This window comes from Acidimicrobiales bacterium, from assembly GCA_036378675.1.
In the GTDB taxonomy this organism is placed as follows: Bacteria; Actinomycetota; Acidimicrobiia; order Acidimicrobiales; family Palsa-688; genus DASUWA01.
Genome location: DASUWA010000007.1, coordinates 143,055 through 157,457, shown reverse-complemented (window position 1 = coordinate 157,457; position 14,403 = coordinate 143,055). Strand labels below are relative to the sequence as shown.

Sequence of the window (14,403 nt, the reverse complement as noted above, 5' to 3'; positions counted from 1 at the left end):
CCGGCCCCTTTTAGGTGCGGGGGATCTCCCGCTCCTCGTAGGTCTCGATGACATCGCCCTGGCGGAGGTCCTGGTTGTTCGACAAGCCTATGCCGCACTCGAATCCCTCGTGGACCTCGCGCACGTCGTCCTTGAAGCGCTTTAGAGACGTGATCGCGCCCTTCCAGATGATGACTCCGTCGCGCAGGAAGCGGACCTTCGAGCCGCGGGTGATGACGCCGTGTCGGACGTAGCAACCGGCGATCGCTCCGACGCGGGGGACGCGGAAGATCTCGCGGACCTCTGCCTCGCCGGTGATGACCTCCTCGAACTCGGGAGCCAGCATGCCGACCATGGCGCTCTCGATGTCCTCGATCAGCTTGTAGATGATCTCGTAGGTCCGGATCTCCACGTCGTGAGTCTCGGCAAGTTCGCGTGCGCCACGATCAGGTCGCACGTTGAAGCCGATGATGGTCGCGTTCGAGGCCTCGGCGAGGCTGACGTCGTTCTCGGTGATTCCACCAACCGCGCGATGGATGAACGACAACTTGACCTCGTCGCGCTCGAGCTTGCGCAGGCTTTCGGTCACCGCTTCGAGCGATCCCTGAGTGTCGGCCTTGAGGACCAGGTTGAGCGTGGCGGTCTCCCCGCGCTGGATCTGCTCGAAGATGTCCTCGAGCTTTGCCCCGGTGCCTGTCGCCGACGACGTGCGGCGCTGGTCGACCGCGCGGTAGCGCTGCTCGCGCTGCTCGGCGATGTCGCGCGCAGTCTTGGCCTTGTCGGTGACACGGAACTCGTCGCCGGCGGATGGAACGATGTCGAAACCGAGGATCTGAACGGGGGTTGAGGGGCTCGCCTCTTTGACGTTGTCTCCGTTGTCGTCGAGGAGAGCCTTGACGCGGCCCCACGAGGCCCCCGCGACCACCGAGTCCGAAACTCGCAGGGTGCCGGACTGAACGATGACAGTCGCTACCGGGCCCTTGCCGGCGTCGAGGTTCGCCTCGAGCACGATCCCGCGGGCACGACCCTCCGGATTGGCCTGAAGCTCCTCCAGCTCCGCGACAAGCAGAACCTGTTCGAGCAGCTCCTCGATCCCGAGGTTCTGGAGCGCCGAGATCTCGACCATGATCGTGTCGCCACCCCAGGCTTCGGGAACCAGGCCCTGCTCCGAGAGCTGCTGCATGACGCGGTTGGGATCCGCTTCAGCGCGGTCGATCTTGTTGATGGCGACGATGATCGGGACGTCGGCGGCCTTGGCGTGGTTGATTGCCTCGACCGTCTGGGGCATCACGCCGTCGTCGGCGGCGGCGACGAGGATCACGATGTCGGTGACCTCTGCGCCGCGCGCACGCATTGCGGTGAAGGCCTCGTGGCCAGGGGTGTCGATGAACGTGATGAGCTGGCCGTTGTAGGTGACCTGATACGCGCCGATGTGCTGGGTGATCCCGCCGGCCTCGCCGGCGACGACGTTCGTCTCCCGGATCCGGTCGAGCAACAGTGTCTTGCCGTGGTCGACGTGACCCATGACGGTCACGACCGGCGGCCGCGGCCGGAGGTCCTCGTCGTCCTCCTCCTCGTCGTCGAAGTACTTGGCCTGAAGCTCGGCTTCTTTTTCCTCGCCGGGATCGACGAGGCGGATGTCCGCGCCCAGCTCGGCGGCGAACAGCTCGATCATGTCGTCGGAGAGTGACTGCGTGGTCGTGACCATCTCGCCCTGCTGGAACAGGAACCGCACCACGTCGGCGCCGGACCGGTTCAGCTTCGGCCCTAGCTCCTGGGCGGTCGACCCGCGCTCGACGATGATCTCGCCTTCGGGAACGGGCGCGTTCGAAGGCGTGTAGTGGGTTAGCTCTTGAGCTTCCAGCTCCTCGATGTTCCGCCGGCGCCTGCGGGTCGGACGGCGCCCACCCGGCCGCCCTCCACCCCGGTTGCCGAAAGCGCCACCTCGCGCAGGTGCTCCAGCCCCTGCGCCGGGAGCTCCGCCTCCGCCACCACCGGGACCTCCGCGGAAACCACCACCGCCGCCAGCGCCACCGGGACCTCCCCGGAAGCCGCCACCTGCGCCGCCGGGTGCCGGGCGCGGTCCGCTGCGGAAACCACCGCCGGCGCCACCGGGACGGCCTCCGCCGGATCCGCCCGTTCGGGCAGGACCGCCTCCACCCGCTGGGCCGGCGCCGGCACCGGGCGCGCGAGGACCACGCCCCGGAGGGGGCGGAATCGGCTTGCCGGAAGCCGACATCGGCGGCCGCCGCGACCCGGGCGGCGGCGGGATCGGCTTGCCGGATGATGAAAGCATGGGGCCGTCGGGCTGGGCGGCGCCACGTCCCGAGCCAGTCCCCTGTCCAGGGCCTGCTTGACCGGTCCCGTCTGCGCCCGGAGGCGCCTGCCCAGGGCCGCCCTGACCGGGACTCGCTGCGGGGGCACGCACCCCTGGACCCTGAGGGCCGCCGGTCTGGCGGCCTGCCGGACCGGGGCCTGTACGGGCGGCAGGACCCGCGCCGGTCTGACGCGCCGCGGGAGCCGAGGCGGGCTGCCTTGCCTGGCCGGGGCCGCCGGGCTGTCGGGGAGCAGCGGGAGCGGGTGCTGGCGCGGGCGCGCTTGCCGCCGGGGCCTGCGGGCGGGGCTGTGGTGCCGGGGCCTGCGGGCGGGGCTGTGGTGCCGGGGCCTGGGGCCGAGGCTGTTGTCCCGCGGTCCTTGCTGCCGGCGCTTGCGGCTGGCCTGAGGGTCCTACCGGGGTCGTAGCCGGAGACGCCGCGGGAGCATGCGGTTGAGAGGTGGGGGGCGCAGGGCGGGCCCTCGGGGTGTCAGCGGTGCGGGCTGCGGGGGCCTCTGTGCCTCGGGCCGCAGGGGAGTCTGTGCCTCGGGCCGCGGGGGCCTCCGCCGAGGGCGCTTGTGCGACCCTCGCCGGCTCCGCGGTCCGGGTAGAAGCACCCGATGCCCTCGACCCGGCCGGTACTGGCTCGGCCTCTGGGGCAGCCGCCTTCTTGGCTTCGTCGGCCTTCTTGGCCCCGTCAGCCTTCTTCTCCCCGTCCCCGTCGGGTTGCACGGGGCGGCGCAATCCCTCTTGATCCGCCTTACGGCGGACGCGGTCGGCCTGCTGCTCCTCGATGCTCGAGGAGTGGCTCTTTACTCCGATCCCAAGCTGCACGCAGAGATCGAGAGCTTCTTTGTTAGTGAGGCCGAGCTCACGTCCTAGCTCGTAAACCCGGATCTTCTTCGGCAAGTTCCTGCGTCAATCCCTTCTGGTGTTCTGGCTCGTCTTCTCGTTCTGGTGTCCGCTTCGCTGACCGGTTCGGGCAGCACCCTCCATGTTCGCACGTTCTTGCGGCGTCACCCGCAGCGCTTCCCACGACCCGGCGGTGACCGGTCCCCTAAACGCCCTGCTAAAGGCGTTGCGCCGGACCGCGGCGCCGAGGCAAGAAATAGCGATGCCGCCCGTTGCGGGGTCCCGGCACAACCAGGCTCCGCGCCCGGGAACATCCCGATCGGCCACGAGCGACCCGTCGGGGCGGCGGGCCACCCTCACCAGCGTACCGGCGAAACCCTTCCTTCTGCAGCCGACGCAGGTCCTTTCAGGACCCTCAGGCTGCGGCTCGGCCGATCCGGAAGACTCCGGCCTGGTCTGCTCGAGATCCCCGGCTCGGCCGGCGGCTACCGGTCGCCCTCCTCGCCGGCGGCGGTATCTCCGCCAGAAGGGACCGTCTCTGCCGGAGCCCCTGCTGGGGTCTCTGCAGGAGTCTCTGAGGGGGTCTCTGCCGGGGTCTCTGCAGGAGTCTCTGCCGGAGCGACGTCACTGGCCGGTCCTGCGGAGTTGTCGACGACCTCCCCGTCAGTGGCTTGCTCGGCGAGGAGCTGACCGTCTTCCTCGTCGAGAAGGACTTCCTCGTTCGACTGCGACCATTCCTCGGCGGAGACCGCTTCCCCACCTTCGGCGGGCTGCCAGACCATCTCGCCGGCCTCGTTGGTCACCCACTCGCCTTCGGCCCACTCCTGGTTGGCGTAGGCCTCCTCCTCTGCGATCTGGGTCTCACTCTTGATGTCAATCCGCCAGCCGGTGAGACGGGCGGCCAGACGGGCGTTCTGGCCCTCCTTACCGATCGCCAGCGACAATTGAAAGTCGTGCACCACGACAGTCGCGGTGCCGCTCAGCTCGTCCAGGTGGACTTCTTTCACCTTCGCCGGCTGTAGGGCACGCATTACGAACTCGCGCGGGTCGTCGGAGAACGGGACGATGTCGACCTTCTCGCCGCGCAGCTCGTTCGTGACCATCCGTACCCGCGCGCCACGAGCGCCCACGCAAGCCCCGACCGGATCGACGTTCGGGTCGTTCGACCAGACCGCGATCTTGGTTCTGTGACCCGGCTCGCGCGCCGCCGCCTTGATCTCGACGACGCCGCTCGAGATCTCGGGTACTTCGAGCTCGAACAGGCGCTTGATCAGCCCCGGGTGGGTCCGGCTGACCACGATCTGCGGGCCCTTAGTGGTCTTGCGCACCTCGACGATGTAGGCCTTCAGCCTGGCGCCGTGCTCGTAGCGTTCGTAAGGGACCTGCTCCGCCTGGGGCAGGAGTGCCTCGACCTTGCCCAGGTCGAGCAGCGTGTACCTGTTGTCGCTTTGCTGGATGATCCCGGTGACGATGTCGCCCTCGCGGCCGGCGTACTCCTCGTACTTGAGGTCGCGCTCGGCTTCGCGGATCCGCTGGGTCATGACCTGCTTGGCGGTCTGCGCGGCTATACGCCCGAAGTCCTTCGGCGTGTCGTCCCACTCCCGGATGACGTAGCCGTCCTCGTCCAGCTCCTGGCCGTACACGCGGATGTCACCCGTCTCCGGATCGATCGTGACAACAGCCTCCTCCGCCGCGTTCGGCAGCCGCTTGTACGCGGCGACGAGCGCGCCGCTCAAGGCGTCGAGAAGGGTGTCGGTGCTGATGCCCTTGTCCTTGGCGATCTGCTGGAGAGCGTCGAGGAAAGCGAAAGTGTCTTTCATGATCCTGCGTCCTTCGCATCTAGGGCAGCGGGCGCGGCGGACGCTTTGGCGACAGAAGCACCGGTGCCGGTCCGGGCACCACGGCGTCTCGCAGCGGGCGCTGGAGTGGGTCCCCACACCAGGACGGTGCGGGCACGTTCAATCTGGTCGTGTCGGATCCGAAGCACGGAAACGTCGGGGCGGTCCGACGGTTCGATCTCGATCGCGGCCTCGTCTGCGGCGACCAGTCGACCGCGGTGGCGGCGTCCGCCTTCGACCGGTTCGGTGGTCTTGACGTTGATCTCCGAGCCGACGTAGCGGCGGTAGTGGTCGAGATCGCGGAGAGTCCGCTCGACGCCGGGGCTCGACACTTCGAGCTGGTAGCTGCCCGCGGGGGTCAGTTCCGGGTGCTCGTCCAGAAGCGGCGAGATGATGCGGTTGGCCTCCGAGAGGGTGTCGAGGTCGATTCCACCGGGGGCGTCGACGAGCACGCGCACCAGACCGCGGCTTGACTCGACGTCCCAGAGCTCCAGTCCGGCCGACCCGAGGGCAGGCTCGACAATGGTTCGGATAGCTTCAGCCGATCCCACCCCTGGTCACCTCCTCTGTCATCTCGTACCGTCTCAAAATCCCACATACGCAAACAAAAGCGTGGGCACCCTGCCCACGCAGGTGCGGCCCACGCCAGCAACCGCCTGGGTAGGCGGTTCACCTCATTATAGCTGTGACATGTGCGCGTCCGGGCCCCCGAACCCCACCTCGTCCACAGGGTGGGGACCTGTCAGTAGGCCCGGGTCAGTAGGCCCGGGTCAGTAGGCCCGGGCGACCACCGCCTGGAGCCCCGGCTCGTCGTCGGTCGAAGCAAGCGAACCGTCCTCGCGCCGCAGACAACGCACGCTGACCCCCTCCCCGGCCAGCTTTATCTCTCCTTCGGTCCCGACGGCATCCCAGGAGATCACACCAAACCCGTCCGACGAAGCCGATACCGCCTCCTCGAGAGATTCGACGCGGTTGGTCCTGGACTCCCGGCGCGCCTCCGCCTCCGAAAACAACACCCTCTGCGCCTCCCCCAGCACCGCTCCCACTTCCACGGCGACGCCGGCGAGCCCGACGGGGTTCTTCTCCTGCCTGTCTCTCCGGACGAGAGTCACCCGACCTTCGGCCAGGTCACGCGGACCGACCTCCACCCGTACCGGAACGCCCTTCAGCTCCCACTCGACCGAACGCCTTCCGAACGACGTCTCGACCCGGTCGTCCAGCCGAACCCGGACACCCGAGCTTCGAAGATCGCCCACGATTGCCTCGGCGGCTCTTCGCACACCCTCGTCATCGCGCACAACCACCACGACCACCTGCACCGGAGCCAGCGCCGGAGGCAGCCTGAGCCCGGCGTCGTCGCCGTGGCACATGATCAGAGCGCCCACCAGCCGCGTCGAGACCCCCCAGGAGGTCTGCCACGCATACTCGAGCGAACCGCTTTCCGAGGAGAATTGGATCCCGAACGCCTTGGCGAAGTTCTGGCCCAGCTCGTGGCTCGTGCCCATCTGAAGAGCCTTGCCGTCGCCCATCATCCCCTCGCAGGTCCACGTCCGGATCGCGCCGGCGAATCGCTCCCGCGCGGTCTTGTGGCCGGTCAGCACCGGCACCGCGAGGACCTCCTCCATGGTCGATACATAAACGTCGCGAAGAATCCGGAGCGCGTATGCCCGCGCCTCCTCCTCGCTGACGTGCGCGGTGTGGCCCTCCTGCCAGAGGAACTCACTCGTGCGCAGGAACAGCCTGGGGCGGAGCTCCCAACGGACGACGTTCGCCCACTGGTTGATCAGCAGGGGCAGGTCCCGGTAGCTCTGGACCCACTTGGCGAAGAAGCTGTTGATGACCGTCTCGCTCGTGGGCCTCACGACGACCGGCTCTTCCAGCTTCCGGCCCCCGCCGTAGGTCACCACGGCGAGCTCGGGGCTGAACCCCTCGACATGCTCGGCCTCGCGCTTCAAGTACGACTCCGGGATGAACAACGGGAAGTAGGCGTTCTCGGCACCGGCAGCCTTGATCCGGTCGTCGAGCTCGGCCTGCATCCGCTCCCAGATCGCGTAGCCCCAGGGGCGGATGACCATGGTGCCGCGGACAGGGCCGTTGTCAGCGAGCTCGGCTTGGGTGATGACGTCCTGGTACCAGCGGGGAAAGTCCTTGTCCCTGGGGGTCAGCGGCGATGCCATGAGGATTAGAAGCTACGGGAAAAAGACCGCCCGGCTCAGAAGCCGGTCACGGTGAACGGAGCCGGGTCGGCCGCGAACAGCCGATCGGCGACTCCGAGGCTGCCGGCGGTCAATTCCTCCACCCGGCCGGCGGCGGCGAGCGTCGAGGCCTTCACCCCTCCTAGGTAGAGCGAGCCGAGGTCGGTCACCTGCATTCGCAAGTCCGGCTGGGCGCCCGGGGCGGGCCGGCACTCCGATGCGTCGGGTCCCGCCTCGAGCGACCAGATCCCCACGGCAGGATCCCCGTCCCGCCCCGCGTCGGCCGGAAGGAGGTCGACCACCAAACGTCCCTCGGTCGGGTATCCCCGTTCCTCGAGCGCGGCACGAACGTCGAGGACACGGACGTAGAGACGGTCGAACACGTGAAGGGTGCGGAGTCGTCGTGGATCCTTCATCCTCCAGCGAACCTGCTCGGCAACCCGCCTCCGCCGGAAGGTGACCTTGCCCACGAGGTCGAGGTCGAGTACGAAACGCCAGAGCGCGGCCTCGGACTCGGGGTTCGCGGAGCAGATCTCCTCGACAACGACGTCTACGAAGTCGCCCATTAGGACGCTGCCATTCTCCCGGGCGCGGTAGGTCGCGTAACCGTCGTCGGAGACCACGAAGAAAAGTGGCCCGGCTCCGCCGCGCTCCTCTGGTCGGTCTTCGAATATGTCGTCCCAGAACTGAGCCGTCCGGTTGGGCTCACCGGCGTGGCCGGTTCGGCTCTGTTCCCAAAGATCCGGAAGAAGCTTCGTCGCCTCGTCCTTCTCCACCACGCGCAGTTGGATCTCAGGGACCGGCCGGCTGAAAGCGGATCTTGACGCCTCGAGCTCGTACACGGCGGCATCGGTCGACAACCCGAAACCGAACCTTCCGTAGATGATCGACTCGGACGCGATCAGCCCGGCGATCGGCTCGTCCCGGGAACGGCAGTCATCGAGCATTCGCTCCATCATCTGGCTGAGGAAGCCGCGCCGGCGGTGAGTGGGGTGCACCCCCACCATGCTGACTCCGCCCATCGGCACGATCGGGCAGCGCCGGCCGGGTGCGGAAGGCACGGTGAGGTCCATCGTCCTGACGATCGAGTTACCGACGAACTGACCCCGGTCCTCCACGACGAACGCCCGCTGGGTGTCGATCCTGGCGGCGTGACGGCGATCCGACGCTTCGTCGTCGGCGCCACCTGTAGATGCCTCCAAAAACGGCACGCGCACCGACTTGATAAACGCCAGTTCCTCCCCGGACTCCAGACGCCTCACCGTCGGTGCCATGCGCACCAGTGTTGTCCTCGCCGGGGTCGGCCGCTAACGAATAAGGCTACAAGCCCGCGCTTTGTGGAATGTTGCTGCAGCCGTCCAGCCTTTTGTGGCAGAGACCCCGCTCAACGCACCCCTACTACATTCCACAAAGCCGGCGACGGGTGGCTGAACATGCCACTATTCGCTGTCGCCGGCGTCGGCCTCGCGCAGTCGGCGATCGATCAACTCGACGCGGGCCTCGCTCTGGTTGGCATCCGCGCCTTTCGCGTCTAGAAGCGCGGCGCGATCGGCCTCCGCTTCCGCGGCAGCCGACGAGTCCGCGGCGGCGAGACGGGCGGCGATGCCTTCCTTGACGAGCTTCTCGGCCTCGTCGACCAGGGCGGTCACCATCTCGTCCTCGGGCACCACCCGAACGATCTGCCCGCGTATGAACAGGTGGCCTCGGTGCCGGCCGGCCGCGATGCCCAGGTCTGCGGAACGCGCTTCCCCGGGCCCGTTCACGACGCAGCCCATCACTGCGACCTGCAGCGGGATCTCGCGGTTCTCCAAAGCGGCCTGCGCCTCCTGGGCGACCTTGTACACGTCGATTTCGGCGCGCCCGCAAGCGGGGCAAGCGATGAGGTCGACCGACGTGCGTTCCCTCAGGCCGAGCGCCTCCAGAAGGACGCGACCGGCGCGGGCCTCCTCGACCGGGTCGGCGGTCAGCGAATAGCGGATCGTGTCCCCGATCCCTTCTGCAAGCAGTGTGGCAATTCCACCGGTGGCCTTGATGGTTCCAGCCGGGGGGGGTCCGGCCTCAGTGACGCCGAGGTGGAGCGGGTGGTCGGTCACTTCGGAGAGCTGCCGGTACGCCTCGATCATGAGAGGAACGTTCGACGCCTTGACCGAGATCTTGACGTCGTCGAAGCCCTCCTCGGCGAACAGGCCGAGCTCGATCTGCGCCGACTCGACCAACGCTTCGGGAGTTGCGCCGCCGTACTTCTTGTAAAGCCGCGGGTCGAGCGACCCGGCGTTCACGCCGATCCTCACGGGCACGCCGCGGTCCTTGCACTCCCGGGCGACCAGCTTGATCTCTTCCGGCTTGCGCAGGTTGCCGGGATTGAGCCGGAGGCAGTGCACGCCGGCCTCCAGCGCGGCGAGCGCCATCTCGACGTGGAAATGAATGTCGGCGACGATCGGGACCGGGCTCCGCGGAACTATCCGAGCGAGCCCTTCAGCCGCTTCCTTCTCGTTGCATGTGCACCGGACGATGTCGGCGCCGGCTGCGTTCAACTCATAGATCTGGGCGAGGGTCCCTTCGACATCAGCCGTCTTGGTGATCGTCATGGACTGAACGCTGATGGGGGCCCCGCCTCCGACGCGGACCTCGTTCCTCGGGTGACGAAGCACCACCTGGCGGGTCGGGCGGCGTGGGTAACGGGACTGGGCGGTAGCCATTTGCCTTCAGGCTACCTACGAGCTGAGTGTGCGCAGGTTGATCAGAATCCAGCCCGCGCTGTAGAGGACGAAGAAGGCGAGGCTCGCGTAGAGCACCGGCAGCAGCTTCAACATGTCGACCCGGTACGGCCGCCTGACGCTTCGAACGCCCTCGTAAAGATCGATGGCCACCCGGCCGCCATCCAGCGGGAAGAGCGGCAGCAGGTTGATGATCCCGATCGAGATGTTGATGAGCGCGACCACCCACAGGACGGTGGGAAGGCCGCTCTGAGACGCCTGATGAAGAACGCTCGGCAGCCCGACGACCGTCACAACCTGATTCGAGTTAGACGTTGCCGCCTTCTGGCTGGTCAGCATCTGGAAGTAGGAGCTGATCCCATGCAGGGTGACCAGATGCCCGAGAGCGCTGAATGTTTGCGCTCCGCCGGCGACGAACGCCCCGCCCGCCTCGCTGACGGACGCACTCAGCGACGAGTGGATCGTCGGGGCGACCCCGAGGCCGATGATGCCGGCGTTGCCCGCCGGGAGGTTCTTCGATCCCGTGACTTTGGCCGCGCTTGCCGGAACCGGAGTCGGGAAAAGGTGGAGGATCCGACCGTCACGGGAGACGGTGACATCGAGCCTCTGCCCGGGACGGGCCTGGATGAACTTCCCCTGCTGCAGCCACGACGAGAACCTCTGACCGTCGATCGCCTCGATCCGGTCCCGCACTTGGAAGCCGGCTTGTGCGGCTGGGCTCTGTCCATTGTTGAACGCGAGGATCTGGCTGATCGGGTTGTTGGCGGGGACGTTGGTCAGGTACCGACCTTGGTCCCCGGTCCAGAAGAACATTGCGAACAGGACGACGAGGGCGATGATGAAATGGGCCGATGATCCGGCGACGTCGATCAGAAGCCGCCGCCACATCGGTGCCGCGCGGTAGGTGCGCCGTTCGTCCGCTGGGTCGACCTCTTCGAGGCTGTTCATTCCGAGGATTCGGCAATAACCGCCGAGAGGGAGGGCCTTTACCCCGTACTCCGTCTCGCCTCTGACGACAGACCAGAGTCGCGGCCCGAACCCTACGAAGAACTGGGTCACCTTTATCCCGCCGGTCTTGGCGGCGATGAAATGGCCGAACTCGTGCGCAACGATGCACAGGACCAGTGCGATGATGAGCAGGACCGTCTCGCCGGCACCGGCCAGGAACCCGATCGCGATCACTGCGGCAACACCGAGTCCCAGGCGGAGCAGATCCATTCGCTGAGAACGCGGATCGGGCGGCGCCTGCTGCCCGTCGTTGTCGTCTTCGAAATGGCGACGGTTGGCCAACCCCAGCGGATCGGTCTCGATGGTGTCGCGCCAGTTCTGGCGCTGGACGCTCACCGCCCTGCGCGGGCGAGGCGGCCTACTGCGGCAAGAGCGAGGTCCCGTCCGGCCCGATCGGCTTCCAGCACATCAGCCACCGTACCGGGAACGCTCGCAGGACAGTCATCAAGGGCTGCGGATATCACGTCGGGTATGTCGACCCACCTGATCGCGCCTTCCAGGAACGCGGCGACCGCGATTTCGTTGGCTCCGTTGAGCCATGCCGGCGCCACGCCCCCGGCGCGGCCGGCCCTGTACGCCAGTTCGAGGCACGGGAACGCGCCACGATCAGGCAACTCGAAATCGAGTGAACCGACCGAGGCCCAGTCGATGGCGCCGAACGGGGTTTCGAGCCTGTCCGGATAGGCCAGCGCGTAACCGATCGGAAGCCGCATATCAGGAAGCGATAGTTGGGCGAGGGTCGCGCCATCGGTCGTCTCGACCATCGAATGGACCACCGACTGCGGATGCACGACCACCTCGATCCGGTCATAAGAGACGCCGAACAGCTCGTGCGCCTCGATCACCTCGAGCCCTTTGTTCATGAGCGTCGAGGAGTCGACCGTTATTTTCGGCCCCATCCGCCACGTTGGATGGGCAAGGGCGTCCTCCACGGTCACTTCAGAAAGGGATTGACGGGTCCTGCCGCGGAAAGGGCCGCCGCTCGCGGTCAACACCACTCGGCGCAGCGGCATCGAGGGCGGATTGGGCAACGACGCCATCCCTTTTTCCCCGAGAATCGCCCGTAAGCACTGGTGAACGGCGCAGTGCTCGGAATCGACCGGGATGATCTCTGCGCCCTCCGTCGCACGAGCCGCCTGAACAACGGGCCCGCCGGCGATCAGCGACTCCTTGTTGGCAAGGGCTAAACGGCGGCCCGCCTGGAGCGCGGCGAGAGTGACGGGCAGGCCGGCGAAACCGACCACTCCGTTGACGACGATGTCACCGTCCTTTGCGATCTCGGCGAGCGCGTCGGCTCCGGCGAGCACTTCCACGCCGGCCGGCACGCGCGACTCGAGTTCAGTCGCGCGGGACTTGTCGGCGATCGCGACCCTCTCGGGCCGAAGTTCGACGGCTTGTTCAGCCAGGCGGTCGACAGACGAGGACGCTCCAATCGCGACCACCCGGTAAGACCCGGCCGAGGAGGTGACCACGTCGACTGCCTGGGTGCCGATCGACCCCGTGGAACCCACGAGGGTGACGGACTTCAACGGGTCGCCTACCTGACGATGCTGAACAGGGTCGCCACGTAATAGGCGGCGGGCAACACCACCAGCAACGAGTCGAATCGGTCGAGCAAACCTCCGTGGCCACCCAGCAGTACTCCGGAGTCTTTCACGCCGAGATCACGTTTGATCATCGACTCGAACAGGTCGCCCGCTGGCGCGATCAGACCCACGACGACGCCGAGGACGAGGCCGTGCTTCATGCCTCCCCATGGGGTCAGCTCCTTGCCGATGATCGCTCCGACAATGACCGCGGCGACAAGCCCTCCGATGAAACCTTCGACCGTCTTGCCCGGGCTCACCCCGGGCGCCATCGGGCGACTTCCGACCCACCTTCCAACGAGGAAGGCGACGATGTCAGAGGCGACCGCTACGACGACTGCGCCGAGGAACAGGCCCTTGCCGTGGTGCGCACGGAGCATCAGTGGCGCATAAGAGCCGAGGACGGCCACCCAAACGAACGTCATGGATGTCACGGCGACGTTGGCTAACGGCCGGGCGTCGACGATCCGCAGCAGGTACCACATCATCGCCCCGCCGAAGACGAGAACAGTGACGAGAGGCAGCGCCTCGACGCCCTTCCAGTAGGCGCCGAGGCAGACACCGACGGTGCCCACCAGTCCTAGAAGCGTCGCCGGACGGAAGCCGGAGCGCTGGAGCATCCCGTACGCCTCCGCCGCGGCGGCGGTGATGACGACTGTCGCGAGGACGACGAGAGCCTTCGATCCGATCGCGTAGCAAATGATGAGCAGGACGATGAGTCCTAGGCCGATGACGACCCGGCTCGGCAGGTCCTCGCCACGCGATCCGGTGCCGTTGGTTCCGACGGGCGGCTCCATGCGAGCGCGCCTCGGCGCGCCGCGGCTGTGGCGCGGCCGGGTTGAAGGAGCGGGCGGCGCGCTGGCCGCGTTCGCCTCCACAGTGTCGAACTCGTCTTCCGCGCCGACGACGGGCACTGCCCCTGTTCGACGGGCTTCAATCCGCTCGAAGTCCTCATCAAAGGAGTAGAGGTCGGAGTGCTCCGTCCGCGACTGGTTGAGCACCCCCTCGGGTTCGAGGTCCGCCAGATCGCCCAACTCGTCGAACTGCTCCCAGTCGTCCCCGCTGTCTCGCCACTGGGTGCCGCGAGTGCCGAGGGCTCGCCATGCGGAGAGGTCGTCGTTGTCCTCGTCCGCATCACCGATGAGAATCTTCGGGACCTCCCCCGTGGGCGGATCACTCCAGTGGGGCAATTCGGTGCCTCCTCGTGCTCCGGCGTCGGTCGGATCCGGCTCATAGGAAACGGGCGGTTCCGCCGGCGGCGGCGTCCGCCCCTCGGCCGAATTCCAAGGTGTCGACGCACGGAAGGAACTTGCGGATGGCCGGGGCGGATCTTCGGCCCAAGCAGGGGCGGAGCTCTCCTTGGCCCAGGGCGCCTCGCCCGGCTCGATCCCGGTCGAAATATGGGCCGGAAGGTCCATCTCGGTCGTCCGTTCCCCGACTTCCCAAAGGTCGTCGGGCCTATCCGTGCCGACGGGATCGGCCTCGGCGGGGGGGACCACGAAACGATGCGCTGCGGCGGGATCGAATGCGGAGGGTTCTGCGGTGGGCTCGGCGGAGGGTTCTGCGGTGGGCTCGGCGGCGGGATCGGACGAGGGATCGGCCGACCAGTCACGCTCGGCGGGCGAGAACCGACGGCCCCGGTTGCGTTCCTCGGAATAGACCGGCACAGCGAGCGGGGGCATCGGCACCGCGGACGCCGGGTCGACCGAGTCGGGCAGTGGAAAACGATGCGGAGGACGAGGACCCTGAGGCGCCGGCGGGACGTCGCCGAAGCGCAATTCGTCGTCAGGGCGGCGACCGGCGGCCTCCCCTGCGTCAAGCGCGGCCTGCGCCTCTTCCGCCCGGATGATTCGAACACCCTCGGCCGGACGGCGCTCTGACCAGTCTTTCCTGTCTCTGCGCTCGCTCACGGCA

Annotated in this window: 10 protein-coding genes and 2 pseudogenes; all 12 read right to left on the bottom strand. The window is 67.4% G+C overall.

Annotated features, from left to right (window positions below):
* Positions 1–10: 10 nt before the first annotated feature.
* Positions 11–1,738 (bottom strand): translation initiation factor IF-2, encoded by a 1,728-nt coding sequence (gene infB, locus VFZ97_02925; protein HEX6392365.1) that lies wholly within the window; start codon positions 1,736–1,738, stop codon positions 11–13.
* 86 nt (positions 1,739–1,824) lie between these two features.
* Positions 1,825–2,178, bottom strand: coding sequence for a hypothetical protein (locus tag VFZ97_02920; GenBank protein HEX6392364.1), 354 nt, complete (start codon positions 2,176–2,178; stop codon positions 1,825–1,827).
* A gap of 934 nt (positions 2,179–3,112) precedes the next feature.
* Positions 3,113–3,202: pseudogene (locus VFZ97_02915) on the bottom strand (hypothetical protein).
* A gap of 9 nt (positions 3,203–3,211) precedes the next feature.
* Positions 3,212–3,538, bottom strand: a pseudogene (locus VFZ97_02910) (YlxR family protein).
* Between the two features lie 92 nt (positions 3,539–3,630).
* Entirely contained in the window at positions 3,631–4,965 is a 1,335-nt protein-coding gene (nusA, locus tag VFZ97_02905) for a transcription termination factor NusA (protein HEX6392363.1), read from the bottom strand.
* Positions 4,962–5,534: a ribosome maturation factor RimP gene (rimP, locus tag VFZ97_02900; protein HEX6392362.1), complete on the bottom strand. Its 573-nt coding sequence runs from the start codon at positions 5,532–5,534 to the stop codon at positions 4,962–4,964. The genes nusA and rimP overlap by 4 nt, the downstream gene beginning before the upstream one ends.
* A gap of 219 nt (positions 5,535–5,753) precedes the next feature.
* Entirely contained in the window at positions 5,754–7,160 is a 1,407-nt protein-coding gene (gene proS, locus VFZ97_02895; GenBank protein HEX6392361.1) for a proline--tRNA ligase, read from the bottom strand.
* 35 nt (positions 7,161–7,195) lie between these two features.
* Positions 7,196–8,452 carry a GNAT family N-acetyltransferase gene (locus VFZ97_02890; GenBank protein ID HEX6392360.1) on the bottom strand — a complete coding sequence of 419 codons (1,257 nt, stop codon included), beginning with the start codon at positions 8,450–8,452 and terminating at the stop codon, positions 7,196–7,198.
* 165 nt (positions 8,453–8,617) lie between these two features.
* Positions 8,618–9,877 (bottom strand): flavodoxin-dependent (E)-4-hydroxy-3-methylbut-2-enyl-diphosphate synthase, encoded by a 1,260-nt coding sequence (gene ispG, locus VFZ97_02885; GenBank protein ID HEX6392359.1) that lies wholly within the window; start codon positions 9,875–9,877, stop codon positions 8,618–8,620.
* Between the two features lie 15 nt (positions 9,878–9,892).
* On the bottom strand, positions 9,893–11,239 hold the full coding sequence (locus tag VFZ97_02880) for a M50 family metallopeptidase (protein ID HEX6392358.1): 1,347 nt from the start codon (positions 11,237–11,239) through the stop codon (positions 9,893–9,895).
* Positions 11,236–12,432, bottom strand: coding sequence for a 1-deoxy-D-xylulose-5-phosphate reductoisomerase (dxr, locus tag VFZ97_02875; GenBank protein HEX6392357.1), 1,197 nt, complete (start codon positions 12,430–12,432; stop codon positions 11,236–11,238). The genes VFZ97_02880 and dxr overlap by 4 nt, the downstream gene beginning before the upstream one ends.
* Positions 12,433–12,440: 8 nt before the next feature.
* A complete protein-coding gene (locus VFZ97_02870; protein HEX6392356.1) occupies positions 12,441–14,399 on the bottom strand; it encodes a phosphatidate cytidylyltransferase in 1,959 nt (652 codons plus the stop codon).
* Positions 14,400–14,403 lie beyond the last annotated feature (4 nt).